This window comes from Bacillus luti, from assembly GCF_001884105.1.
Classification (GTDB): Bacteria; Bacillota; Bacilli; order Bacillales; family Bacillaceae_G; genus Bacillus_A; species Bacillus_A luti.
The window spans coordinates 94,143-116,739 of sequence record NZ_MACI01000095.1 but is presented as its reverse complement, the minus strand read 5'-3'; the positions used below and the strand labels follow the sequence as shown (position 1 = coordinate 116,739).

General features: G+C 37.4%; 22 protein-coding genes. 1 reads left to right on the top strand and 21 read right to left on the bottom strand.

From position 1 onward, the window contains the following. Positions 1–73: 73 nt before the first annotated feature. The 9 genes from rncS to BAQ48_RS25335 form a co-directional block, all read right to left on the bottom strand. Positions 74–811 (bottom strand): ribonuclease III, encoded by a 738-nt coding sequence (gene rncS, locus BAQ48_RS25375; protein ID WP_001146870.1) that lies wholly within the window; start codon positions 809–811, stop codon positions 74–76. A 58-nt stretch (positions 812–869) separates the two neighbouring features. Beyond that, positions 870–1,103 carry an acyl carrier protein gene (acpP, locus tag BAQ48_RS25370; RefSeq protein WP_000786062.1) on the bottom strand — a complete coding sequence of 78 codons (234 nt, stop codon included), beginning with the start codon at positions 1,101–1,103 and terminating at the stop codon, positions 870–872. Between the two features lie 69 nt (positions 1,104–1,172). Beyond that, entirely contained in the window at positions 1,173–1,913 is a 741-nt protein-coding gene (gene fabG / locus BAQ48_RS25365; protein ID WP_071713227.1) for a 3-oxoacyl-[acyl-carrier-protein] reductase, read from the bottom strand. Then, the gene (fabD, locus tag BAQ48_RS25360; RefSeq protein WP_071713226.1) at positions 1,913–2,857 is read right to left on the bottom strand and encodes an ACP S-malonyltransferase; all 945 of its coding nucleotides are present in this window, start codon (positions 2,855–2,857) and stop codon (positions 1,913–1,915) included. The genes fabG and fabD overlap by 1 nt, the downstream gene beginning before the upstream one ends. A 14-nt stretch (positions 2,858–2,871) precedes the next feature. Beyond that, a complete protein-coding gene (plsX, locus tag BAQ48_RS25355) occupies positions 2,872–3,864 on the bottom strand; it encodes a phosphate acyltransferase PlsX (RefSeq protein WP_000684089.1) in 993 nt (330 codons plus the stop codon). Beyond that, on the bottom strand, positions 3,861–4,454 hold the full coding sequence (fapR, locus tag BAQ48_RS25350; protein ID WP_000747352.1) for a transcription factor FapR: 594 nt from the start codon (positions 4,452–4,454) through the stop codon (positions 3,861–3,863). The genes plsX and fapR overlap by 4 nt, the downstream gene beginning before the upstream one ends. Positions 4,455–4,543: 89 nt before the next feature. Further along, positions 4,544–6,592, bottom strand: coding sequence for an ATP-dependent DNA helicase RecG (recG, locus tag BAQ48_RS25345; protein ID WP_071713225.1), 2,049 nt, complete (start codon positions 6,590–6,592; stop codon positions 4,544–4,546). 291 nt (positions 6,593–6,883) lie between these two features. Then, positions 6,884–8,560 carry a DAK2 domain-containing protein gene (locus BAQ48_RS25340; RefSeq protein WP_071713224.1) on the bottom strand — a complete coding sequence of 559 codons (1,677 nt, stop codon included), beginning with the start codon at positions 8,558–8,560 and terminating at the stop codon, positions 6,884–6,886. Positions 8,561–8,582: 22 nt separating this feature from the next. Then, complete coding sequence (locus tag BAQ48_RS25335) at positions 8,583–8,945, bottom strand: Asp23/Gls24 family envelope stress response protein (protein WP_000021109.1); 363 nt, start codon at positions 8,943–8,945, stop codon at positions 8,583–8,585. A gap of 375 nt (positions 8,946–9,320) precedes the next feature. Here BAQ48_RS25335 and rpmB point away from each other — a divergent pair, with 375 nt between their 5' ends. Beyond that, positions 9,321–9,509 carry a 50S ribosomal protein L28 gene (rpmB, locus tag BAQ48_RS25330; protein WP_000124776.1) on the top strand — a complete coding sequence of 63 codons (189 nt, stop codon included), beginning with the start codon at positions 9,321–9,323 and terminating at the stop codon, positions 9,507–9,509. A 73-nt stretch (positions 9,510–9,582) separates the two neighbouring features. Here rpmB and spoVM read toward each other — a convergent pair whose 3' ends face one another. The 12 genes from spoVM to coaBC all read right to left on the bottom strand — a co-directional run bounded on the left by spoVM (position 9,583) and on the right by coaBC (position 22,526). After that, the gene (spoVM, locus tag BAQ48_RS25325) at positions 9,583–9,663 is read right to left on the bottom strand and encodes a stage V sporulation protein SpoVM (protein ID WP_001213599.1); all 81 of its coding nucleotides are present in this window, start codon (positions 9,661–9,663) and stop codon (positions 9,583–9,585) included. A 66-nt stretch (positions 9,664–9,729) separates the two neighbouring features. Continuing rightward, the gene (locus BAQ48_RS25320) at positions 9,730–10,410 is read right to left on the bottom strand and encodes a thiamine diphosphokinase (protein ID WP_071713223.1); all 681 of its coding nucleotides are present in this window, start codon (positions 10,408–10,410) and stop codon (positions 9,730–9,732) included. 98 nt (positions 10,411–10,508) lie between these two features. Beyond that, on the bottom strand, positions 10,509–11,153 hold the full coding sequence (gene rpe, locus BAQ48_RS25315) for a ribulose-phosphate 3-epimerase (protein WP_071713222.1): 645 nt from the start codon (positions 11,151–11,153) through the stop codon (positions 10,509–10,511). Positions 11,154–11,155: 2 nt separating this feature from the next. Next, positions 11,156–12,037 carry a ribosome small subunit-dependent GTPase A gene (gene rsgA, locus BAQ48_RS25310; protein WP_071713221.1) on the bottom strand — a complete coding sequence of 294 codons (882 nt, stop codon included), beginning with the start codon at positions 12,035–12,037 and terminating at the stop codon, positions 11,156–11,158. 269 nt (positions 12,038–12,306) lie between these two features. Beyond that, positions 12,307–14,280 (bottom strand): serine/threonine protein kinase PrkC, encoded by a 1,974-nt coding sequence (gene prkC, locus BAQ48_RS25305; RefSeq protein WP_071713220.1) that lies wholly within the window; start codon positions 14,278–14,280, stop codon positions 12,307–12,309. 8 nt (positions 14,281–14,288) lie between these two features. Next, the gene (locus tag BAQ48_RS25300; protein WP_000648687.1) at positions 14,289–15,041 is read right to left on the bottom strand and encodes a Stp1/IreP family PP2C-type Ser/Thr phosphatase; all 753 of its coding nucleotides are present in this window, start codon (positions 15,039–15,041) and stop codon (positions 14,289–14,291) included. A gap of 4 nt (positions 15,042–15,045) precedes the next feature. Beyond that, positions 15,046–16,134: a dual-specificity RNA methyltransferase RlmN gene (rlmN, locus tag BAQ48_RS25295; protein WP_000450551.1), complete on the bottom strand. Its 1,089-nt coding sequence runs from the start codon at positions 16,132–16,134 to the stop codon at positions 15,046–15,048. Between the two features lie 4 nt (positions 16,135–16,138). Continuing rightward, entirely contained in the window at positions 16,139–17,473 is a 1,335-nt protein-coding gene (rsmB, locus tag BAQ48_RS25290; protein WP_071713219.1) for a 16S rRNA (cytosine(967)-C(5))-methyltransferase RsmB, read from the bottom strand. Beyond that, complete coding sequence (gene fmt, locus BAQ48_RS25285) at positions 17,470–18,414, bottom strand: methionyl-tRNA formyltransferase (protein ID WP_000978791.1); 945 nt, start codon at positions 18,412–18,414, stop codon at positions 17,470–17,472. The genes rsmB and fmt overlap by 4 nt, the downstream gene beginning before the upstream one ends. Before the next feature lie 22 nt (positions 18,415–18,436). Continuing rightward, entirely contained in the window at positions 18,437–18,907 is a 471-nt protein-coding gene (gene def, locus BAQ48_RS25280; RefSeq protein ID WP_000279467.1) for a peptide deformylase, read from the bottom strand. Between the two features lie 11 nt (positions 18,908–18,918). Further along, complete coding sequence (gene priA, locus BAQ48_RS25275) at positions 18,919–21,324, bottom strand: primosomal protein N' (RefSeq protein ID WP_071713218.1); 2,406 nt, start codon at positions 21,322–21,324, stop codon at positions 18,919–18,921. After that, entirely contained in the window at positions 21,321–22,526 is a 1,206-nt protein-coding gene (coaBC, locus tag BAQ48_RS25270; RefSeq protein WP_000911763.1) for a bifunctional phosphopantothenoylcysteine decarboxylase/phosphopantothenate--cysteine ligase CoaBC, read from the bottom strand. The genes priA and coaBC overlap by 4 nt, the downstream gene beginning before the upstream one ends. Positions 22,527–22,597 lie beyond the last annotated feature (71 nt).

Below are 22,597 nucleotides of genomic sequence, written 5' to 3'. Positions count from 1 at the left end.
CCCTTTTATTTACAAACAAAAAGAAAGTTTCATTCTATGCATAAGGAATCCCCCTCATTCAAAGGGGGATTCCTTATAGTTGTTCTTTTAATTTTTTCAACGCTTCTGCAGCAGCTTGTTGCTCTGCTTCTTTTTTCGACTTCCCACTACCAAGACCTAATGCCACGTTATTTAACGTAACACGTGACACAAATTCTCGATTGTGAGCCGGTCCTTTTTCTTGCAGAATTTGGTATTCAATATTGCCACTACCATCACGCTGAATCAATTCTTGTAATTGACTCTTATAATCCATCACATGAGAAAAAGCACCTTCATTAATTTTCGGATATACAACTTCTTTTAAGAATCCCCAAACTGTTTCTAGCCCTTGATCAAGGTAAAGGGCTCCAATAAACGCTTCAAAGACATCCGCTAATAAAGCTGGTCGTTCACGTCCACCCGTCATTTCCTCACCTTTTCCTAATAAAACAAGGCTACCAAATGACAACTCGTTTGCAAAACGAACAAGAGATGGCTCACATACAATAGCTGCACGTAATTTTGTTAACTCTCCTTCGCTCATTGTCGGATATTTTTGAAACAGATACTGTGATACAGTGAGTTCCAATACAGCATCGCCAAGAAATTCCAGACGCTCATTGTCCTCATGCGGTTTTTTTCGATGCTCATTCACATACGATGAATGCGTAAATGCTTGAATCAATAATTTTTCATCTGTAAACGTAATACCTATCTCTTCTTGAAATACTTTAAACGCTTCACGATATTTTGTTTCGTATTTTTTTTCTCTATGTTTTCGGTACGGCATAGGTCCCTCCAGATATAAGCCGAGAAGCCCCGCTAAAAAACGGGACTTCACTTAAGCATTATAGATGACTCTCTATGTAAGTCACAGCATCGCCAACAGTAGCAATCTTTTCAGCATCTTCATCAGAAATTTCCATTTCGAATTCATCTTCCAATTGCATTACAAGTTCTACTACATCTAGGGAGTCTGCGCCTAAATCTTCTTTAAAGCTCGCAGCTGGTACTACTTCAGTTTCTTCTACACCTAAACGATCAACGATGATTTTTGTTACACGCTCTAAAACATCTGCCATTCCATTCACCTCCCCTCAAATATTATATTAAATATTAGCAAAAAAAACTAGTTGAAATCGATTCTTTTATTACATTACCATTCCGCCATCAACATTTAACGTTTGGCCTGTCACATATTTACTTTGATCAGAAGCGAAAAATGTGACAGTATTTGCGATATCTTGCGCTTCACCAAACTGAGCTGCAGGAATTAATTTTAACATTTCGGCTTTTATATTTTCATCCAGTACATCGGTCATATCAGTCGCAATAAACCCAGGAGCAATTGCATTTACTGTAATATTTCGACTCGCTAACTCTTTTGCCGATGTTTTTGTTAATCCAATTACACCTGCTTTAGCAGCAACATAGTTTGCTTGTCCTGGATTCCCTGTTACACCAACAACAGAAGCGATATTAATAATACGTCCATGACGTTGACGCATCATATATCGAGATACTGCCTTCGTACATAAAAATACACCTTTTAAGTTTGTATTAATAACTGTATCCCATTCTTCTTCTTTCATACGCATTAATAAATTATCTTTCGTTACACCTGCATTATTTACAAGAATATCAACTTGTCCAAATGTATCTACCGTTTGTTTTACCATATTCGTAACGTCTTCTGCATTTGCAACATCTGCTCTTACTGCAATTGCATCCGAACCTAATTTCTTTATTTCATCAACTACTTCATTTGCCTTTTGCTCATTACCAGCATAATTTACTACTACATTTGCCCCTTGTTTCGCTAAATCTATTGCAATCGCACGGCCAATCCCGCGTGAAGCACCGGTTACTAATGCTACTTTTCCTTTTAACATCAGTTTTCTCCTCTCAAATTTGAAATGGTATCTTTTAATGTCTCTTCATCGTATATCGCATATGCTTTCACTGATGAATCAATCGACTTCATAAGTCCAGCAAGCACTTTCCCAGGTCCAATTTCAATAAATGTATCTACCCCTTGATTCACCATATATTCCACAGATGGATACCATAATACAGGCGAATAAAGCTGTTCGATTAGCTTTTCTTGAATATCTGCACCACGTGTAATAACGTCCGCTGTAACATTCGCGATGACTGGAATATTCGTATCTCGAATTGTAATTTCATTTAAAACACTTTGGAATTTTTCAGCTGCTGGTTTCATAAGTGAAGAGTGGAACGGTCCACTTACTTTAAGCGGAATCGCTCTCTTCGCGCCATTTTCTTTCGCTCTTTGAGAAGCAATCTCTACTCCTTGCTTCGTTCCAGAAATCACAATTTGCTTCGTGCTATTCATATTAGCGATTTGCACTGCATATCCTTCACTTGTTACTTCTTCAGTAACTCGTTTCAATATATCTGGGTCAGCACCTAAAATAGCTGCCATCGCACCTTCCCCGCCTGGAACAGCCTCTTCCATATATTCCCCGCGTTTCCTTACAGCATATACAGCATCTTCAAAAGTTAATGCACCAGCTGCCACAAGAGCGCTATATTCACCTAAACTGTGTCCTGCTACAAAATCAGGTGTAATACCGTACTCTTTCAAAGCTGTCAAAATTGCATAACTCGTTGTTAATAATGCCGGCTGCGCATTTGTCGTTAATGTTAGCTTTTCCTGTGGTCCTTCAAAAATCACTTCTGAAAGTGAATCCTGTAACACCTCATCTGCTTTTTCAAAAACTTTCGCAACCTCTTTATTATTATCCGCTAACTGTCTACCCATTCCAACTGCCTGTGAACCTTGGCCCGGAAAAAGAAATGCTAGTTTTCCCATTTCAAATCCTCCTCTTATTGGAGTGGCTCTTTCTCCATTACACTTGAAATTGTAGGAATAACTTCTTTCGCTACCATTTCTCTCGTTTGACGAATCGCACTGAATATCGATTGGTCATTAGAAGAACCATGAGCCTTAATGACAGGAGCTTTCAATCCAAATAATGCCGCTCCGCCATACTCCGAATAATCCATTTTATCTTTTAATACCATAAGTTTTGGTTTTAATACCGCTGCTGCTAATTTACTTGTAAACGAACTCATTAATTGCTCTTTTAACATAGAGAATAATGCAAGAGCTGTTCCTTCTAGTGACTTCAGTGCTACATTACCTGTAAAACCATCGCACACAACAACATCTGCTACACCTTGCAATAAATCTCTCGATTCTACGTTCCCAACGAAATTAATTGGTGCGTCTTTAAGCATTGCAAAGACTTGTTTAGAAAGCTCGTTACCTTTTCCGTCCTCTGTTCCAACGTTTAATAGTCCAACGCGAGGATTTTTAATCCCTCTTACTTTCTCAGCGTAAACAGATCCCATTACCGCGTACTGATATAGATGAATTGGTTTTGCATCAACGTTCGCTCCAACATCTAGCATAACAAAACCTTTTCCATCAACAGTTGGCATTGTTGGTGATAATGCTGGTCGTTCAATCCCTTCCATACGACCGACAACAAATAATCCAGCCGCCATTAAAGCTCCTGTACTACCTGCTGATATACAAGCATCTGCTTCACCATTTTTCACTTGCTCTGCTGCAAGTACCATTGAAGCTTGTTTTTTTCGACGAACCGCTCTTACTGGTTCATCTGTCGATTCAATTTTTTCGTCTGTATGAAGAATCGTAATTCGCTCTTCACTAGTTAAGTGTTGACGAATTTCTGCCTCTTTTCCTACTAACGTAATATGTAAATCTGAATATTCCTTAATAGCTTTCATTGCCCCTAACACGACAGCCTTCGGAGCATGATCGCCACCCATTGCATCTATTGCGATTTTCATAAGTTGTTACCTTCCTCACTATAATTACTAGATCGATACATTTCAAAAGTGCCTGTAAAAACAAGTTCTTCTCCAACAAAGCTGCGCACTTTGACAACCGTCCGTCCTTTATCATTCTCTACATCTTCAACGCGCGCTTTTGCAACAACACGCTCTCCTAATTTTACAGGACGAATGTATCGAATGGTAGACTTTGCAGTTAAAGCTAATTCTTCATCAATAACCGCAACAGCTAGTGAGTTTGCTTGTGCAAACAAATGATGCCCACGGGCAATTTGATTTCTTTTAAATACATGCTCTACCTTAACTTCAAAGATAGAAATTGCATGTCTATCTAATTCTATATCGATAATTTCGCCGACAACCTCTTCTAACGGTAAAGATTTCACATCTTCTTCATGTTGCTTTGTAGCTACATGCTTAATTCTCTCTCTTAATTCAGGAATAGATAATTCCATTCGATCCAGACGAACCGTTTGTATACTAACCTGAAATTTTTCAGCTAAATCTTCATCCGTTATAAAAGGATTCGTTTCGATTGTTTGTTGTAATAATTCTTGTCTTTCTTTTTTACTTCTTCTTTTTTTCATACCGCACCATCCGTTTTTTATGACTAGGTACTAACAGTAGTATATAATCATTAAAAGTAGAATGCAACAAAAATTTTTGTTGACTCCCTTTAATCGAGCTTCTCTCCTTGGAACACACCTGTCCCATCAAGATACGTGCGCAAGGCAGCATACTGATCGTTGTGCCAAAACGCTTCTGAATCTACTAGTATCGCCGCATCTTGTCTCGCTGTTTCTAACGCCCGATAATCATGTACCATATCAGCAACCTTAAATTCTGGTAAACCACTTTGCTTACTTCCAAAGAAATCCCCTGGACCTCGTAATTCTAAATCTTTTTCCGACAATACAAATCCATCATTTGTTTCAGTCATAATGCGCATTCTTTCTTTTCCCGTTTCTGATTTCGGATCTGCGATTAATAAACAATACGATTGCTCACTACCACGTCCAACACGCCCTCTCAGCTGATGGAGCTGCGATAAACCGAAACGCTCTGCGTCATAAATGACCATAACAGTCGCATTCGGTACGTTAACACCTACTTCAACAACTGTTGTTGATACAAGAATTTGCACTTTATTTTCACTAAATTGTCCCATTATCTCTTCTTTTTCCTGAGAGGATAATCTCCCATGCATTAATCCAACCTGACACTTCCCTTGATAATGATGAGTTAGCATACTATGTAAGTCGATAGCATTTTGAACATCGAGTTTCTCAGATTCTTCAATAAGAGGACAAATAACATATGCTTGTCTTCCCTTTTTTATCTCTTTCTCCACAAAACCGAGAACGCGATCTAACATATCATGTTTTGCCCAGTATGTTTCAATTACCTTTCTACCCGCCGGCATCTCATCGATTATAGATACATCCATCTCTCCAAATGCAGTTATCGCTAACGTACGTGGAATTGGAGTGGCTGTCATAAATAATACATCTGGACTTTCACCTTTCTCCCGTAAAACCCGGCGCTGCGCTACACCAAATCGATGTTGTTCATCAGTAATAACGAGACCTAACCTATGAAATATAACTTCATCTTGAATTAAAGCGTGTGTTCCGACAAGGATATCTATTTCTCCTTGTTCTAATTTCGCCAAAATTTCTCGACGTCTCACACCTTTAACAGAACTTGTTAGCAATTCAACCTTCATACCAAAATGAGAAAACGTCTCCGCGAGCGATTGATAATGTTGTTCTGCTAAAATTTCTGTTGGAACCATTAAAGCACCTTGATAATGCGCTAATTTCGCTGCATACAGACCGATTGCAGCAACGACCGTTTTCCCTGAACCTACATCACCTTGCAGCAGACGATTCATCCGATAGGGAGATGTCATATCTTTCATAATTTCATCTACAACTCGGCGCTGCGCACCAGTTAACGGGAACGGAAGTGTATCGATAAACTCTTGTAATTCTGCTGAAGGAATTTCTTTTTTCGTCCCTTTCGAATTTTCTCTCTCCATTTTCCGTAACGTTTGCATTTTTAATTGAAATAGGAAAAACTCTTCATAGACAAAACGGCGGCGTGCTTGTTTTAAATCTTCCTGCCCTACTGGAAAATGCAAGGCCCTGAGCGCTTCATAGCGTGGTAATAATTTATATCGACTTAACAAACCATCAGGTAACACTTCGACTATAGAGTCCCCATACTCCTTTAACGCTTGGGCAATAAAACGACGCATCTGTTTCACTGTAAGTTTCCCTTTTACTGAGTATACAGGCTCTACTTCTTGTTGACGTACTACCGGTCCAAAATGAAGTTCTGATACCGCAATCGTTTGACGATGCTGATCCCATTTACCAGTAATCGTTACTGCCTCATCTAACTTTAACTTTTGCTTATAGTACGGTCTATTAAAACATACAGCAGTAATTAAATAACGACCGACAAGGACACGAACTGTAAGGCGTGACTTCTTTTTCCCGTAATATTGCAGTAAAGGAGCACTATGAACTTTCCCCTCCACTGTTACACGCTCATCATGCTTTACTTCAGCAAGATCTTTCATCGCATAGTCTTCATAACGGTACGGAAAATGTTCTAATAGATGAGAAACTGTGAAAATTCCCATCTCGTGTAGTAATTCAGATGTTTCTCCACCGATTCCCTTTACATCTGTAACAGGAACTTGTACACCTTCATTCAAAATTCTCACACCCCGTCACATTATTTTCTTTGTTGCACTTTACCTGCGTATTCATTAACATCTGCAATCGCTCTCTTTCACCCTATATATTCTATCATAGGCATTCTAAGAGAAACTACTCAAATCCCTCATAAACAACACGAAAGAAAAGAGCCTCACTATTAGCAGCAAGGCTCTTTTTTATCTTCAATATGCTAGCCCTTTGAACACCAACTAGTAACAAACTTCATATTACTACTTCGTATTCATTAGCAAGTAAGGAATCCATTTATTTTCAAAACGAATCTTTTCTTATTCTACAGAGAAGATGAAAGAGTACACTGGTTGGTTCCCAGCATGCACTTCTACTTCTGCATCTTCAAAATTCTCTTCTACAAATTCAACTAACTCAGCTACTTCTTCGTCAGTTGCATCTTCACCTTGTAGAATCGTTACGATTTCAGAATCTTCATCAATAAGCGCTTCTAGTAATTGCTTTGCAGCCCCTACTTTTTCAGCATTTGTTGATACGATTTTTCCATCTGCAATACACATGAAATCATCTTTTTGAATTGCTACACCGTCAATTTCAGTATCACGAACCGCATACGTAATTTGACCTGTTTTCACATGAGATAAAGCTTCTTTCATGTTTTCTTCATTCTCTTCTAATGTTCCAACTGGATTAAATGCTAACATTGCAGCCATACCTTGAGGAACTGTTTTAGAACGAACAACAATAACTTCTTGATCCACTACTGACGCTGCTTGTTCTGCCGCCATCACGATATTACCGTTATTTGGCAAGATGATAATCTTTTCAGCATTTGCTTCTTCAATCGCCTTCACGATATCCTCCGTACTTGGATTCATCGTTTGGCCACCTTCGATAACTTTCGTCGCACCAATGCTCTCAAATAAAGTTTTAATACCAGATCCCATAGCTACAGTTACAATACCATACGGTTGCTTCTCTTTCGATTGGCTTGGTTGCTCAGGCATCATAGTAGGTTCATCTAATAAAGCAGTATGCTGTTCACGCATATTTTCTACTTTAATCTTAATTAAGCTACCATAACGTTGTCCATAATTCATAGGATCTCCAGGATGTTCCGCATGAATATGAACCTTAACAACCTCATCATCTGATACAACAAGTAGTGAATCTCCGTATACACTAATATCTTCACGGAATTTTTGTTCAGAGAAATTATGTTCTTTCATTTTTTCAGGCTCTAATTTCACCATGAATTCCGTACAATATCCATACTTTATATCTTCTGTACTCAATTGGCTTTGTACACTACGGTGATGTTCTGCGCGTACCATGTCATTCATAGATGGTTGGGCAGACACATTAGAAGAAATCGTTTCTCCTTTTAAGTCAGCTAAAAATCCTTCGTATACAACAACAAGACCTTTACCACCGCTATCTACAACGCCAACTTGTTTTAATACAGGTAATAAATCTGGCGTACGATTTAACGATGCATTCGCTTCTTTCACAACGTCTTCCATAAACAAAACAAAGTCGCGCTGTTTTTTCGCAACTGTTACTGCATATTTACCCGTTTCTCTTGCAACCGTTAAAATCGTTCCTTCAATCGGTTTCATAACCGCTTTGTAAGCCGCTTCTACCCCAGCATCTAAAGCTGCAGCAAAATCAACTGTTGTTAATTCTTCTTTTTGTTCAATGGATTTAGAGAAACCACGGAATAACTGAGATAGAATAACCCCAGAGTTACCACGAGCTCCCATTAATAATCCTTTGGCTAAACTTACACCGACTTTACCAGCGTGCTGTGAAGGATTTGCTTTCACTTCACGTGCGCCTGAAGTCATAGATAAGTTCATGTTTGTACCGGTATCGCCATCTGGAACTGGAAATACGTTTAATGCATCAACAAGCTGAACATTATTTGTTAAATTATTCGCTCCTTGCATGATCATTTGTGATAAACGTTTTCCATCAATTTTTTGAATTGACACAGATTTTCCTCCTTAATGCACATTACAAGTTTATTACTTTAACTCCTTGTACGTAGATGTTTACAGAATCTACTGCTAGTCCTACAGTTTGATCTAATGTATATTTCACTTTCGTCTGCACGTTATGTGCTACTTCTGAAATTTTCGTACCATAGCTCACAATAATATACATATCAATATGTACTTCATCTTCATCTTTACGAACAATAACACCTCTAGTGAAGTTTTCTTTTCGTAAAATGTCTGTTAAACCATCTTTTAACTGATTTTTTGATGCCATACCTACGATACCGTAGCAATCTACTGCGGCACCTCCAGCAATTGTTGCAATTACATCTGTACTAATATCAATTTGACCATACTTAGTTTTAATTTCAATTGACATCTCGTTTCCCCCTTCATAAATGGTGAAAGTGAGCTAGACTACTTTAGTTACTATCATATAATCTTTTTAAAGAAAATTCCATCGTTCTTTCTTTTCACTCTCATATTTTATGTTTTAAATCACATTTTTTATGATGAGCAAAATAGTCCATTGTTATTATACAACATGTACCACTATAATATGTCAAGCAATTTTTCTTGATTTCAACTTTTCATCATCGACATATAGTGTCAAGTAATTTTTCTTGATTTCTTTTTTCTACGGTGTTGCATTCTCTTTTTAGTTGTGTTAAATTATAGTAGTGTTTTTAGCATCGCAAAAAAGACTAACATTGAAAAATTACGTATGGTAAGGTATCAAGGGAGGGAAATATAAATGGCTCGTGTTTGTGCTATCACTGGAAGAAAAGCTCGTTCTGGTAACTCTCGTTCTCACGCAATGAACGCTACAAAACGTAAATGGGGCGCTAACCTTCAAAAAGTTCGCGTACGCATCGACGGAAAAGTTCAACGTGTTTACGTTTCTGCTAGAGCATTAAAATCTGGCAAAATCGAACGTGTTTAATAATAAAAAAAAGAGCCGCTAGGCTCTTTTTTTACTATACCAATGGAAAAAGCACCGGTAATAGGTGCTTTTTTCAATCCTTTTTGAAGGTATTTAACATGGCACGAACAATTCCACCAAGAAATTTAGGTAACTTAATTGTATAAAATCTCATGGTTTCCCTCCTAATCCCCATTACTCCACTTGTTCACTATATGATGTAAGGAGCAAAATTGTTTCTTCAATCAGTGCTTCTTATCACCATTAATATGCCAGAAGTAAATGAAAAAGTACCTTTTTCCTCAACGAGTTCATTACTAATACAAAGTGTAGATCCCCACTCTATTGTTTTATTCGTAAGAGGATACTTAAACCCAAGCAATGTAATCCCTTCCACTATTTCAGTAACCGGCACAAAAGATACATAAGGGAAATTTTTATTCACTTCAATTGTATGTGTCCCCACTTCTTTAACTGTTATTTCATTTTTATTGTCTACAATGCACATTTCTACCTCTACTTTTAACCCTCTTAAAAGCATCTGTATATTTGCTAAACCGTGATCAAGCCTTCCGCCCGTAGCACCAAAAATACGAATTAATGCCGGTTTCTGTTCTAACGCCCAGTTAATTGCAATTTCTAAATCCGTTTGATCTTTTTCCCGCGGAACAATATGTAATTCACTCGTTTGCTGTCCCATCCATACTAATTCTTCTTCTGTTACTGAATCGTAATCTCCAAACGCAACAGCAGGAGTAATACCTCTTTTTAATAAACGATACACGCCTCTATCAACCGCCGCCCACACTACTTGCTCATTTTCATATCGCGAAAAATCTGCACAATATTCTGCAGGACCTCCTGCTAAAATATGAATAATCATTTTTTCTTCCCCTTCTATTATAAAAAGGCAATCTGCCATTCGGTAGATTGCCTTTTTACATATTTTTCTCTACCCTTTGTAAATAGTGAAAGCTTACTGAACTAAAAGCTTCACTAGGATACAGACTCGTTCATTCATTATCCACGAATGACACGAATTGCTTCACCGCGGTCTTTTTGATTGTATACTGCTGATCCAGCTACAAGTACATTTGCTCCTGCTTCAATACAAAGTCTTGCTGTTTCAGCGTTCACACCACCATCAACTTCAATTTCTACTTCTAAATTGCGCTCTTTAACCATTTCTGCAACTTGTTTAATTTTCGGTAATACAGAATGGATAAATTTCTGTCCACCAAATCCAGGGTTTACTGTCATAAGTAATACCATATCGATATCTTCTAATACATGCTCAATAGTTGAAACTGGCGTATGCGGATTTAATACAACTCCCGCCTTAATGCCATGAGATTTAATTAACTGAATTGTACGATGCAGATGAGGACAAGCTTCTACATGAACAGTAATAATATCCGCTCCCGCTTTTGCAAAAGTCGGGATATAATTATCAGGATTTTCAATCATTAAATGTACATCTAGCGGTAACGATGTAATTGGACGAATAGCTTCTACAATTAATGGTCCAATTGTAATGTTTGGTACGAAATGTCCATCCATTACATCGACGTGAATGTAATCTGCTCCGCCTTTTTCTACATCTTTAATCTCTTCCCCTAATTTTGAAAAATCTGCTGATAAGATCGATGGTGCAATTTTAATCATAACTAATACCTCGGCTTTCTCTCTCTAATTTCTTCTACGAATTGTTTGTAATTCTTATAACGATATTCTGTAATCTTCCCCTCTTCAACAGCTGCCTTTACAGCACATTTCGGTTCAGAAAGATGTGTACACCCTCTAAATTTACAGTATTGGCTCGCTTCTTTCAACTCTGGAAAACAATATGTAAGATCTTCTACTTCTATATCTATGAAATCAAGTGAACTAAAACCAGGTGTATCTGCAACTAGTCCACTTCCAATCGCAATTAATTCCACGTGTCTTGTCGTATGTTTCCCGCGCCCTAAATGCGAGGAAATATCATTCGTTTTCAGTTCTAACTCTGGACGTAAAACGTTAAGCATAGAAGATTTTCCAACACCAGATTGCCCTGCAACGACAGAAACACAACCTTCTAAAAATGGTTTTAAAATATCAATACTTTCCGATGTATTTATAGAAGTAAATAATACATCATATCCCATTTCACGATAGTCATTTGCATACGATTCAACAGTCTCTCTCATTTTTTCATCCACTAAATCCATCTTACTAATACAAATAATCGGCTTAATGTTATGATATTCAATCAGCACTAAAAATCGATCTAACAATCCGGGATTAAAATCTGGTTCTACTGCAGAGAAAACAAGAATCGCTTGGTCAACATTAGCAATAGGAGGTCTAACAAGTTCGTTTTTTCGATCAAATACTTCAAGCACGTATCCTTCACTCGGATTATCTGCTTGAAAGACAACTTGGTCTCCTACAAGTGGCGTAATTTTATTCTTTCTAAATACACCACGCCCGCGACATTGTGTAATTCCTTCTTCATGCTGCACATAATAAAACCCACTTAGAGCTTTTATAATTTTTCCTTCTGGCATATAATTCTCCTTTATTTTGTATAAAGTGAAGCTGTCATTAATATTGAATGGATTAGAATTCTTTAAATAATCATTTCAAACCCATCAAATCTACACCAAGGTTACCATATTTAATCTACCATCAAATTCGACATATTATTTATAACAGTATCATCTTTATAGCTTTTTGAATCATATATTTTTGCCTGTTATACCATCCACGTTGTAGATAGCATAACAGGCAAGAGTAATACATCATATTTCTGTATAGAAAGCGATAACGGCCACTATTATTGAGTTGGATATGGTACTTCATTGTCAATAATCGTAACTCCATCTCTTACGATTTTATAGTGTCCCTTTGTACCTTCTTGGATAATAAATTCTAAAGAAATTGTTGCCGACTCTGTAATCGTTCTAGTTTCAATTGGTCTATCCATTTTTTGTTGCATATCTTCTTTATAAATTTCTATCGTTTGCGGTTTTTTCTCACCTATTATAGAAGATTCATACGGAATAGAAATATTATCCACTTTCACTGTTTTCGTTACTTTCGGCTTAGGACCCTCTGAAATGATAACCGTCACTTTATCTCCTTCTTTTAACGGTGTTCCTGGTTTTGGAGATTGTGAAATTACAAGTCCTTTATCAACAGTATCGGAATACTCTCGTTTTATATCTGGAGTTAGTTTTCTCTCATTCAAATAACCATTTACGCTATTTTCAGTCCATCCCGAAAAATCACCTGGTCTAATTTGATAAGGACCTTTACTTACCCAAATTTTCAGTTCTTGTTCCGCCTCTACTACCATTTGATCCGGCGTCGGAATTTGCTCAACGATTTCACCTTTTGGCCTATCATTTTCAATATAATTTATTGTAACATGTTTATATTTTTCTTCTAATTCAGACCTTATACTCTCAAAATCTTTTCCTGTGAGATCACTCATCTTACTTTTCTTTTTTCCACCTGATTGATAGATAGTAATTTTAGAGTTTTCTTTTACAACTCTTCCTGCCACAGGGTCTGTTTTTATGACATCCCCAGATTCAACATCATCTGTATATACAATATTAGGTTCCGTAACCTCAAAACCCTTTTCAACTAATGTATTTACTGCTGTCGTATACTTCATACCAGCCACATCAGGGACCTTTACATCTTTTGGAATAAAGAATCCCGGAATAACAGTAAGCGCTAACGTTATTCCAATCGCTAAGAGTAAAAATGTTGTAATTAAAATTTTGAGCCATTTACTACTTCGTTTTTTCTTCTTATTTAAATCTGCATCTTCTTTTCTTGTCTGTTCATCCACTTTGCTTCCCTTTAAGACAATTGTTTCATCAGTTACATTTTCGAATAATTGTTCCTGTTGAATAATTGGAATCGCTTTTGTCGCTTCCATATCTTCCGGTATGTAAAATGGTTGCTCATTTATCCTCTCTGGATATAGTGCAGTTTCAATATCTCGTTTCATCGCATTAGCAGATTGATATCGATGAAACGGATCTTTCGCAGTTGCCTTTAATATAATATTTTCGACACTTTGCGGAATATTTTCATTCCATCTTTTCGGAGACGGAATTTCACTTTGTAAATGTTTTAAAGCTATAGCAACAGCAGATTCGCCAGAAAACGGTTGTCTTCCTGTTAACAACTCAAACATAACAATTCCTAGGGAATAAATATCTGATTGTTTATTTGCTATCCCGCCGCGTGCTTGTTCTGGTGATAAGTAATGCACCGAACCAAGTACTGAATTTGTATGTGTAATTGTTGTTGCACTTGTAGCTGTCGCAATTCCAAAATCTGTTACTTTTATTATTCCATCAGCTCGAATTAAAATATTATGCGGTTTTATATCACGATGCACAATTTCAAAATGATGGGCGTGTGCCATGGCGGATGTTAACTGCTCCATTATATCAAGAGCTTCTCCTATAGGTAACATCCCTCGCTCTATTATGTATTGCTTCAATGTTTGTCCAGGTACATATTCCATTACAAGATAATATATACCATCCTCTTCCCCAACATCATACATATTCACAATATTTGGATGCGACAACGTTGTAACAGATTGCGCTTCTCGATGGAAACGTTTAATAAACTCTTCATTGTTTGAATAGTCGAGTCTTAATATTTTTACCGCTACATCCCGGCCGAGTATGTCATCATGAGCTAAATATACATTGGCCATTCCTCCGCCACCAATCATTTTTAGCAGCTTATAACGGTCATTTAAGCGTTTTCCAATCAGCACGTTGCACTTCACCTACTTTCGTTTGTCGAATCCGCATAATCAATAAGAACAAGGGTGATATTATCTTCTCCGCCACGATCATTCGCCAATTGAATGAGACGTTGTCCCTTAACTTCAAGTTGTTCATTTAACTGTAAAATTTGTTTCATATCAGCAATGGAAACTTTATTAGATAATCCATCAGAGCAAAGAAGTAACTGATCATCTTCCTCTAACACCAATGTTTTAACATCTAATCCGACTTTCTCTTCTGTTCCCAATGCCCTTAACAAAACATTCTTTTTCGGGTGATATTCTGCATCTTCCCTTGAAATTTCACCATGTCTCACAAGTTCATTTACAAGAGAATGATCTTCCGTTACAAGCGATATCTCTCCCTCTGATACCATATAACAACGACTATCTCCTATATGGCCAATTGTTACAAAATTAGGCGTACAAATTGCTATGATAACTGTTGTTCCCATGCCATTACATTCTATATGTTGTTTAGAATATTCATAAATACGTTCATTAATAATTCCAACACTAGTATGTAACCACTCTTCTACTTTTTTCGGCTCATTTATATTATGCGTTTGCTTCCAATAATCATGGAATAATTGAATGGCCATCGAGCTAGCTACATCACCAGCTCGATGCCCCCCCATTCCATCTGCTACTACCGCTAAAATATTTCCATCTAAATTGTGAAAAACTCCTGCACTATCTTCATTATGTTGACGAACTTTTCCTTTATCTGATAGAAACACGGCTTTCATCTCGTCACCTCGTCTCTTCTTTGCGCTCCTTCGCACGCAACTGACCGCAGGCAGCATCAATATCATGACCTTGTTCACGGCGAATCGTTACATTCACTCCACGATCTTTTAGCGTCTTTTCAAATAAGAAAATTTGCTCACGTGGTGTTCGTACATAATCACGTTCAGGTACGTAGTTTACCGGAATTAAGTTCACATGACATTTTACACCTTTTAAGAGCGCAGCAAGTTCTTCAGCGTGCTCAACTTGGTCGTTTTCTCCTCCAAATAATCCATATTCAAATGTAATACGACGCCCTGTTCTATTTACATAGTATTTAATAGCTTCCATTAAATCAGGTAGCTTATAAGCACGGTTAATCGGCATTAATTTTGAACGTAACTCTGAATTTGGAGCATGCAATGAAATCGCAAAATTAATTTGTAAATCTTCTTCAGCGAACTTATAAATTTTCGGGATAATTCCACTCGTCGAAACTGTCATATGTCTCGCACCGATATGAAGACCTTTTTCATGGTTAGTGATGCGTAAAAAGCCCATTAAATTATCGTAGTTATCAAATGGTTCTCCAATTCCCATAACAACAAGAGAACTTACACGTTCGGATGTTTCATCAAGCGCACGCTGTACTTCTACTACTTGCGCTACGATTTCTCCAGCTTCTAGGTTTCGTTTTAATCCACCAAGTGTAGAAGCACAGAACGTACATCCAATACGACAACCAACTTGCGTTGTTACGCAAATGGAATTTCCATATTCATGTCGCATTAATACCGTTTCAATAGAATATCCATCATATAACTGGAATAAGAATTTAATTGTCCCATCCGAAGACGTTTGTTTTACTAACGTGTTTAATGTAGTAATATCAAAGGAATTCGACAATTTATCACGCAATCCTTTAGAAAGGTTTGACATATCCTCATAATTTTTTACACGTTTTTTATATAACCAGTCAAAAATTTGTCCAGCACGGAACTTTGGTTCACCTTGTTCCTTTAACCAATCTTGCATTTCATGAAGTTGTAATGAGTAAATTGATGGTTTTTTCGTTTCTACATTTTTCTTTTGTTTTCTTACAGTCGTTTCCATGATGCTACACCTTCTTCCTTAAACAAGCAATATAAAAGCCATCTGTTGCAAAATAATGCGGTAAAATTTGTACTTGACCTTCATCAATATACGGACTTAACTTTTCTGGCATACGCTCTTTTATCGTAGTATCCCACTCAAATTCAGGATTCTCTTGTAAAAATCGCTCTATTACTTGTTCATTTTCTATTTTTTCAATTGTACACGTACTATAAACAAGGCGACCACCTTGTTTTAATAACGGTGCTATTTTTTCTAGTATGGCAAGTTGAATCGTCGATAATCTTTCACTATCGCCTTTATCTTTACCCAACTTAATATCAGGTTTACGTCTAATTACACCAAATCCAGAACATGGTGCATCTACTAATATTTTATCAAACGTTTCATTTGCAAAGTGCTCTTGCACTTTTCTAGCATCTAATGCCTTTGTTTCTATATTTTCTAGACCAAGTCGATCTGCTTGTTGTTTAATTAAACGCACTTTGTGTGCATGTAAATCAAGAGACATGACCTTACCAGTTCCTTTTAGTCGCTCTGCGATATGCGTTGTTTTTCCGCCCGGAGCAGCACAACTATCTAGAACTACATCTCCCTCATTCGGTTCTAAAGCACGTGCTACAAGCATAGAGCTTTCATCTTGAATAGAAAGAAAACCTTTTTTGAACGCATCTGTATGCGCTACATTCCCTCTTTCAATTTGAATCGCATCATCTGACAAATCACCACGTTTTGCTTCTATACCTTCACTTGCCAATAACTCAATCGCTTCTTCTACTGTTACTTTATCAACATTTACACGTGCTGTTGGTACAGGTGGTAACATGTTTACTTCACACATTTTCCCTGCAGTTTCTAAATCATATTCCGAAGCCCACTCTTGGACAAGCCAAACTGGATGACTCGTTGCAATTGCAAGACGTTCTACTGGATCCTTGATTTCATCTACAGAAGGTACACCTTCCCTTTGAATCGAACGTAATACACCGTTCACCATACCAGCAATCCCTTTATGCCCACGACGCTTTGCAATCTCAACCGCTTCATGAATAGCCGCTCTTTCTGGCACTCGGTCTAAATAAATCATTTGATATAACGATAAGCGAAGCAATACCCTTACCCACGCCTCAACCTTCTTTTTTAAAAAAGGTTGTAAATAATAATCTAATGTATCACGACGTTGAATCGTCCCGTATACAATTTCAGTTAATAAACCAATATCTTTTCTATCAATTGAACTTTTTTCGATTAGATTATTTAAAAGTAAGTTGCTATATGCACCACTTTTTTCTACTTGAATTAAACCATCAAGAGCTAACTCACGAACATTTTGTCTCATTCATTTTCTCCTAACTTCGTTCCAATTTCAGGTTTTGTACCACGTAAAAATTGCGAACAACTCATACGCTTTTTACCAGAAGGTTGCAACTCAGTAATTTTAACACCCGTTTCATTACTAGTTGCTACAACAAAACCATCTTCTTCGATCGCAACAATCGTACCTGCTTCAGCCACTTCAGTTACGGGTACTTTTTCTCCCCACCATACTTTAACAACTTGTCCTGCTAAAGTCGTATAAGCAACTGGCCATGGATTCAATCCGCGAATGTGATTGTATACTTCCTCACCTGTTTTTGTCCAATCAATTTTCTCTTGCTCACGTTTTATATTATATGCAAACGTTACTTCTTCTTCGTTTTGTTTAATTGGTTCTAACTTACCTTGAATTAATAACGGTACTGTTTTAGATAGAAGGTGTGCCCCAGCCTCACTTAACTTATCAAATAATGAACCTGTCGTTTCACGCTCGTCAATTTCCACTTCCACTTGCGTTAAGATATCACCAGCATCCAATTTTTCTACCATATACATAATTGTAATGCCCGTTTTTTCCTTACCTTCCATAATTGCATAATGAATCGGTGCACCACCACGAAGTTCTGGAAGCAAAGAGGCATGGACATTAATACATCCATACTTTGGTGACTCTAAAATTTCATTTGGTACAATTTGACCGAAAGCAGCTGTTACAATTAAATCTGGTTCTAGTGCCAATACTTTTTCATATTCGTCTTTTTCACGAATTTTTAACGGTTGTAACACTGGAATACCATGTTTTTCTGCTTCAACTTTAACAGGTGTAGGCGTTAATACTTTTTTTCTACCTACTGGACGATCGGGTTGTGTCACAACACCTACTACATCATAACCATCTTCGATAAGACGACGAAGCACCGGCACTGAAAAGTCCGGTGTTCCCATAAATACAACTTTCATCATTCAAAAACCGCTCCTTTAATGCCTATTCTAATTCATTTTCTTCGTAATATCTCGTCACTTTAGATGTAAATAATACACCGTGTAAATGATCGATTTCATGTTGAATGGCACGCGCTAAAAAACCTTCCGCTTCTAATAAAAATACTTTACCACGACGATTTTGCGCTCTTACTTTAATATAATCGGCACGCTCCACTTCACCATAAAGTCCCGGGAAGCTTAAACAGCCTTCGGGACCTACTTGTTCACCACGTTTTTCCAGGATGGCTGGATTGATTAACTCGATTTTTCCCGTATCATCACCAATATCAACTACCGCTACTTGCAAGCTTACCCCTACTTGAGGCGCAGCTAAACCAACTCCATCCGCAATTAACATTGTTTCATGCATATCTTTTAACAATTTCACCAACTTTTTATCAAAGTTAATTACTCTTTCACATGGTGTTTCTAACACTTCATTTGGATGCTTTACTATTTCTAAAACTGCCATATTTCCCTCCGCTACATTAACATTGTTGGATTAAAATCAATTGAGATTTGTAGCTCTTTTTGCATTTCTGCTTGATAATGTTCATTTACCATTTTGAGCACGTTCTTTAAGTTTGGTTCCCGTTTGTATTTTATCATGCATTGATAACGATATCTATCTTTTATCCTTGGAATTGCTGAAGCAACTGGTCCTAATACCATCGTCTGCTGCGTACAATGCATTCGCAATTGACCGACAATTTTTTCCGTCACTTGCACTGCCTTTAATAATTCTGGGTGAGATACTGTCACAAGTACAACATAGTAATAAGGTGGATATTGTCTCGTTCGTCTCATTTGCATTTCTTGGTCAAAGAACACATCATATTGTTGGTTCTTTGCTAACTCTATACTGTAATGTTCTGGCGTATACGTTTGAATGATAACTTCCCCTGGCAATTCATGTCGGCCTGCTCGTCCACTTACTTGCGTCAATAACTGATAAGTCTTTTCACTCGCCCGAAAATCAGGTAAATGAAGCATTGTATCTGCAGTTAACACCCCAACAAGCGTTACTTTCGGAAAGTCTAATCCTTTAGCAATCATTTGTGTTCCAAGTAATATATCTGCTTTTTCTTCCCCAAACGCCTTTAATAACTTTTCATGCATCCCTTTACGACTTGTCGTATCTACATCCATTCGAATGACTCGTGCCTCTGGAAATAGTTTTGTAATTTCTTCTTCTACCTTTTGTGTACCTGTACCAAAGAAACGAATATATGTACTTTGACAAGCGGGGCACGCAGATGGCATATTCTCTTCGTAACTGCAATAATGACATTTTAAACGATGGTTCATTTTATGATATGTCAGTGAAATATCACAATGCGGACATTGTACAACATAGCCGCAATCACGACACATAACAAATGTAGAATGACCTCTTCTATTTAAAAAGAGTACCATTTGTTCTTTCTTTTCTAATCGATCTGCTATTTTTTCATGCAATGCCTTGGAAAACATTGATCGGTTCCCATCACGAAGTTCTTCACGCATATCAACAATCTCTACAGTTGGTAAAGCTTGTTCATTCATGCGTTTTTCCATCGTTAGTAGTTCATAAACACCTTTCTTTGCTCTTGCAAACGATTCAAGCGTCGGCGTTGCACTACCAAGAACGATAGGACATTTATGATATTGTCCTCTCCACACAGCTACATCTCTTGCATGATACCGCGGATTATCTTCTTGCTTATAACTCGATTCATGTTCTTCATCGATAATAATAATTCCTAAATTTTCAAAAGGCGCAAAAACAGCTGAACGCGCACCAACTACGACCTTCACTTCTTTTCTTAAAATCTTACGCCATTCATCATATTTTTCTCCAACAGACAGCGCACTATGAAGAACTGCAACTTGTGAGCCAAATCTTCCCTTAAAACGATCTACCATTTGAGGCGTTAGCGCAATTTCAGGAACAAGTACAATAGCTTCTTTCCCCTTCTCGAGTACTGCTGCTATGGATTGTAAATACACTTCTGTCTTTCCACTTCCTGTAACACCATATAGTAAAAATGGATTGTAAGTTTCATTTGTAATTGATGATAAAATCGGTGTAATGACTTGTTTTTGTTCCTCAGTAAGTGGAAATGGTTTCGTTTGTTCAAAATCATCATCGTCATACGGATTTCGGTATACTTCCACATACTTTTCTGAGATTAGCCCCTTTTTGACAAGTGCTTTTATTGGGGCATCTGTTATTTGTAATTCTTCTGTTATCACTTTCAACGGTACACTTTTATAATTTTCCACAAAATAATAGAGTACATCTTGTTGTTTTTTACTTTTCAGTTCAAATGCCGCTAATTCCAATTTATCTTCTGGCAACTCCGGCTGAACTACCCTTTGTTTCTTCTTCTGCACTTTATCCTTCACTTGATATACAACTTCAATCGTGCCATTTTTAATTTCTTGTTGAATAGTGCGGTATAACTGTGGCTGCGTCTCAATCGCTTCCCAATCTATCGCTTCCTTGTCCTGAAATAAAAACAATATTTCAGATGCTACTGTTTCTTTTTCACGAAGTTGCAGACGCTTTTTATACGTTGCTTTAATCGCCGTCGGAAGCATTACTTGGAAAGCTGAAATCATATAACATAACGTTTCACTTGTAAGCCAATACCCAAGCTTTAATAATTCCTCATTTAAAACCGGTGTTACGTCTAATATTTCATGGATTGTTTTTAGTTTCTTACTTTCTACGTCAACAGAATCTTTAATCCCAATAATAAATCCTTGCAATTTCCTCGGGCCGAACGGAACAACTACACGCATTCCTGTCTGGACAATATCTTCCCATTTTTTAGGGATAATATAATCAAATGGGCGATCTGTCTGACGAGCAGGTACATCAACAATTACACTTGCAAATTTCATAAACGATCATCTTCCAACATCATTTCGATTTGCTTTAATATTTCACGAGCAACCTCTTTCTTCGTTAAAAGCGGCAACTCAATAACTTCTCCATCTTTTCTATACATTGTTACAATATTCGTATCTGTACCAAATCCAGCTCCTTGCGCCTTTACATCATTCGCAACAATCATATTCGCATTTTTCTCACGTAATTTTTTCGTTGCGTATTCCTCTACGTTTGTCGTTTCAGCCGCAAAACCGATAAGTAACTGTTTGTCCTTCATCTCACCTAACGTTTTTAAAATATCTACTGTTCTCTCGAGTTCAATTACAGCATCGCCATTTTTCTTTTTCATTTTATTATCGTGAACATATTTCGGACGATAATCTGCAACTGCTGCTGTTTTAATGACAACATCTACATTTTGATAATGTTGAAGAACCGCTTCTAACATATCTTGTGCAGATTCCACTTGTATCGTTGTTACATGTAATGGCATATTTAATGCTGTCGGTCCTGAAACAAGTATGACATCAGCACCTAATTTTGCTGCCTCCTCTGCAATGGCATATCCCATTTTCCCTGAAGAAAAATTCGTCATAAAACGAACTGGATCAATCTTTTCGCGTGTCGGGCCAGCAGTTATTAATATTCTTTTTCCTTGCAATGGCTTTTTTTCCGAGAAAGCCTCCTCTAACCGTGCAATAATTGCTTCAGGTTCTTCTAATCTTCCCTTCGCTACATAACCACACGCTAAAAAGCCTTCTCCAGGCTCAATAAATGTATATCCTAACTCTTTTAACGTCATCATATTTTTTTGAACAATTTTATTTTCATACATATGCACATTCATAGCAGGTGCAATCCACACTGGGGCTGTAGTAGCTAACAAAGTCGTTGTAATCATATCATCTGCAATACCGTTAGCTAACTTTCCAATACAATTGGCTGTAGCAGGTGCAACAAGTACTACATCTGCCCAATCTGCTAAGTCGATATGCGCAATAACAGCTGAGTCTTTCTCATCAAATGTATCTGTATATACATCATGGCGAGAAAGTGCTTGAAATGTAAGAGGCGTAACAAACTTCATTGCTGACTCACTCATCATTACTTTTACAATAGCACCAGCTTGTGTCAATTTACTCGTTAACCCAGCCGCTTTAAAAACCGCGATGCCTCCTGTTACACATAGAAGTATCTTTTTCCCTTTTAGCATATGACTCGTCCTCTTTCTTTTTCAAACTTATAATACCGAAATAGAATTTTCAGCTCGTCAGTACCAATATT

Coding starts and splice junctions, on each gene's coding strand:
- rncS (WP_001146870.1), bottom strand. CDS start 811: ATGCCGTACCGAAAACATAGAGAAAAAAAATACGAAACAAAATATCGT.
- acpP (WP_000786062.1), bottom strand. CDS start 1,103: ATGGCAGATGTTTTAGAGCGTGTAACAAAAATCATCGTTGATCGTTTA.
- fabG (WP_071713227.1), bottom strand. CDS start 1,913: ATGTTAAAAGGAAAAGTAGCATTAGTAACCGGTGCTTCACGCGGGATT.
- fabD (WP_071713226.1), bottom strand. CDS start 2,857: ATGGGAAAACTAGCATTTCTTTTTCCGGGCCAAGGTTCACAGGCAGTT.
- plsX (WP_000684089.1), bottom strand. CDS start 3,864: ATGAAAATCGCAATAGATGCAATGGGTGGCGATCATGCTCCGAAGGCT.
- fapR (WP_000747352.1), bottom strand. CDS start 4,454: ATGAAAAAAAGAAGAAGTAAAAAAGAAAGACAAGAATTATTACAACAA.
- BAQ48_RS25335 (WP_000021109.1), bottom strand. CDS start 8,945: ATGTCAATTGAAATTAAAACTAAGTATGGTCAAATTGATATTAGTACA.
- rpmB (WP_000124776.1), top strand. CDS start 9,321: ATGGCTCGTGTTTGTGCTATCACTGGAAGAAAAGCTCGTTCTGGTAAC.
- spoVM (WP_001213599.1), bottom strand. CDS start 9,663: ATGAGATTTTATACAATTAAGTTACCTAAATTTCTTGGTGGAATTGTT.
- BAQ48_RS25320 (WP_071713223.1), bottom strand. CDS start 10,410: ATGGCAGATTGCCTTTTTATAATAGAAGGGGAAGAAAAAATGATTATT.
- rpe (WP_071713222.1), bottom strand. CDS start 11,153: ATGATTAAAATTGCACCATCGATCTTATCAGCAGATTTTTCAAAATTA.
- rsgA (WP_071713221.1), bottom strand. CDS start 12,037: ATGCCAGAAGGAAAAATTATAAAAGCTCTAAGTGGGTTTTATTATGTG.
- BAQ48_RS25300 (WP_000648687.1), bottom strand. CDS start 15,041: ATGAAAGCCGTGTTTCTATCAGATAAAGGAAAAGTTCGTCAACATAAT.
- rlmN (WP_000450551.1), bottom strand. CDS start 16,134: ATGGAAACGACTGTAAGAAAACAAAAGAAAAATGTAGAAACGAAAAAA.
- rsmB (WP_071713219.1), bottom strand. CDS start 17,473: ATGAGACAAAATGTTCGTGAGTTAGCTCTTGATGGTTTAATTCAAGTA.
- fmt (WP_000978791.1), bottom strand. CDS start 18,414: ATGATGAAAGTTGTATTTATGGGAACACCGGACTTTTCAGTGCCGGTG.
- def (WP_000279467.1), bottom strand. CDS start 18,907: ATGGCAGTTTTAGAAATAGTAAAGCATCCAAATGAAGTGTTAGAAACA.
- priA (WP_071713218.1), bottom strand. CDS start 21,324: ATGAAATTTGCAAGTGTAATTGTTGATGTACCTGCTCGTCAGACAGAT.
- coaBC (WP_000911763.1), bottom strand. CDS start 22,526: ATGCTAAAAGGGAAAAAGATACTTCTATGTGTAACAGGAGGCATCGCG.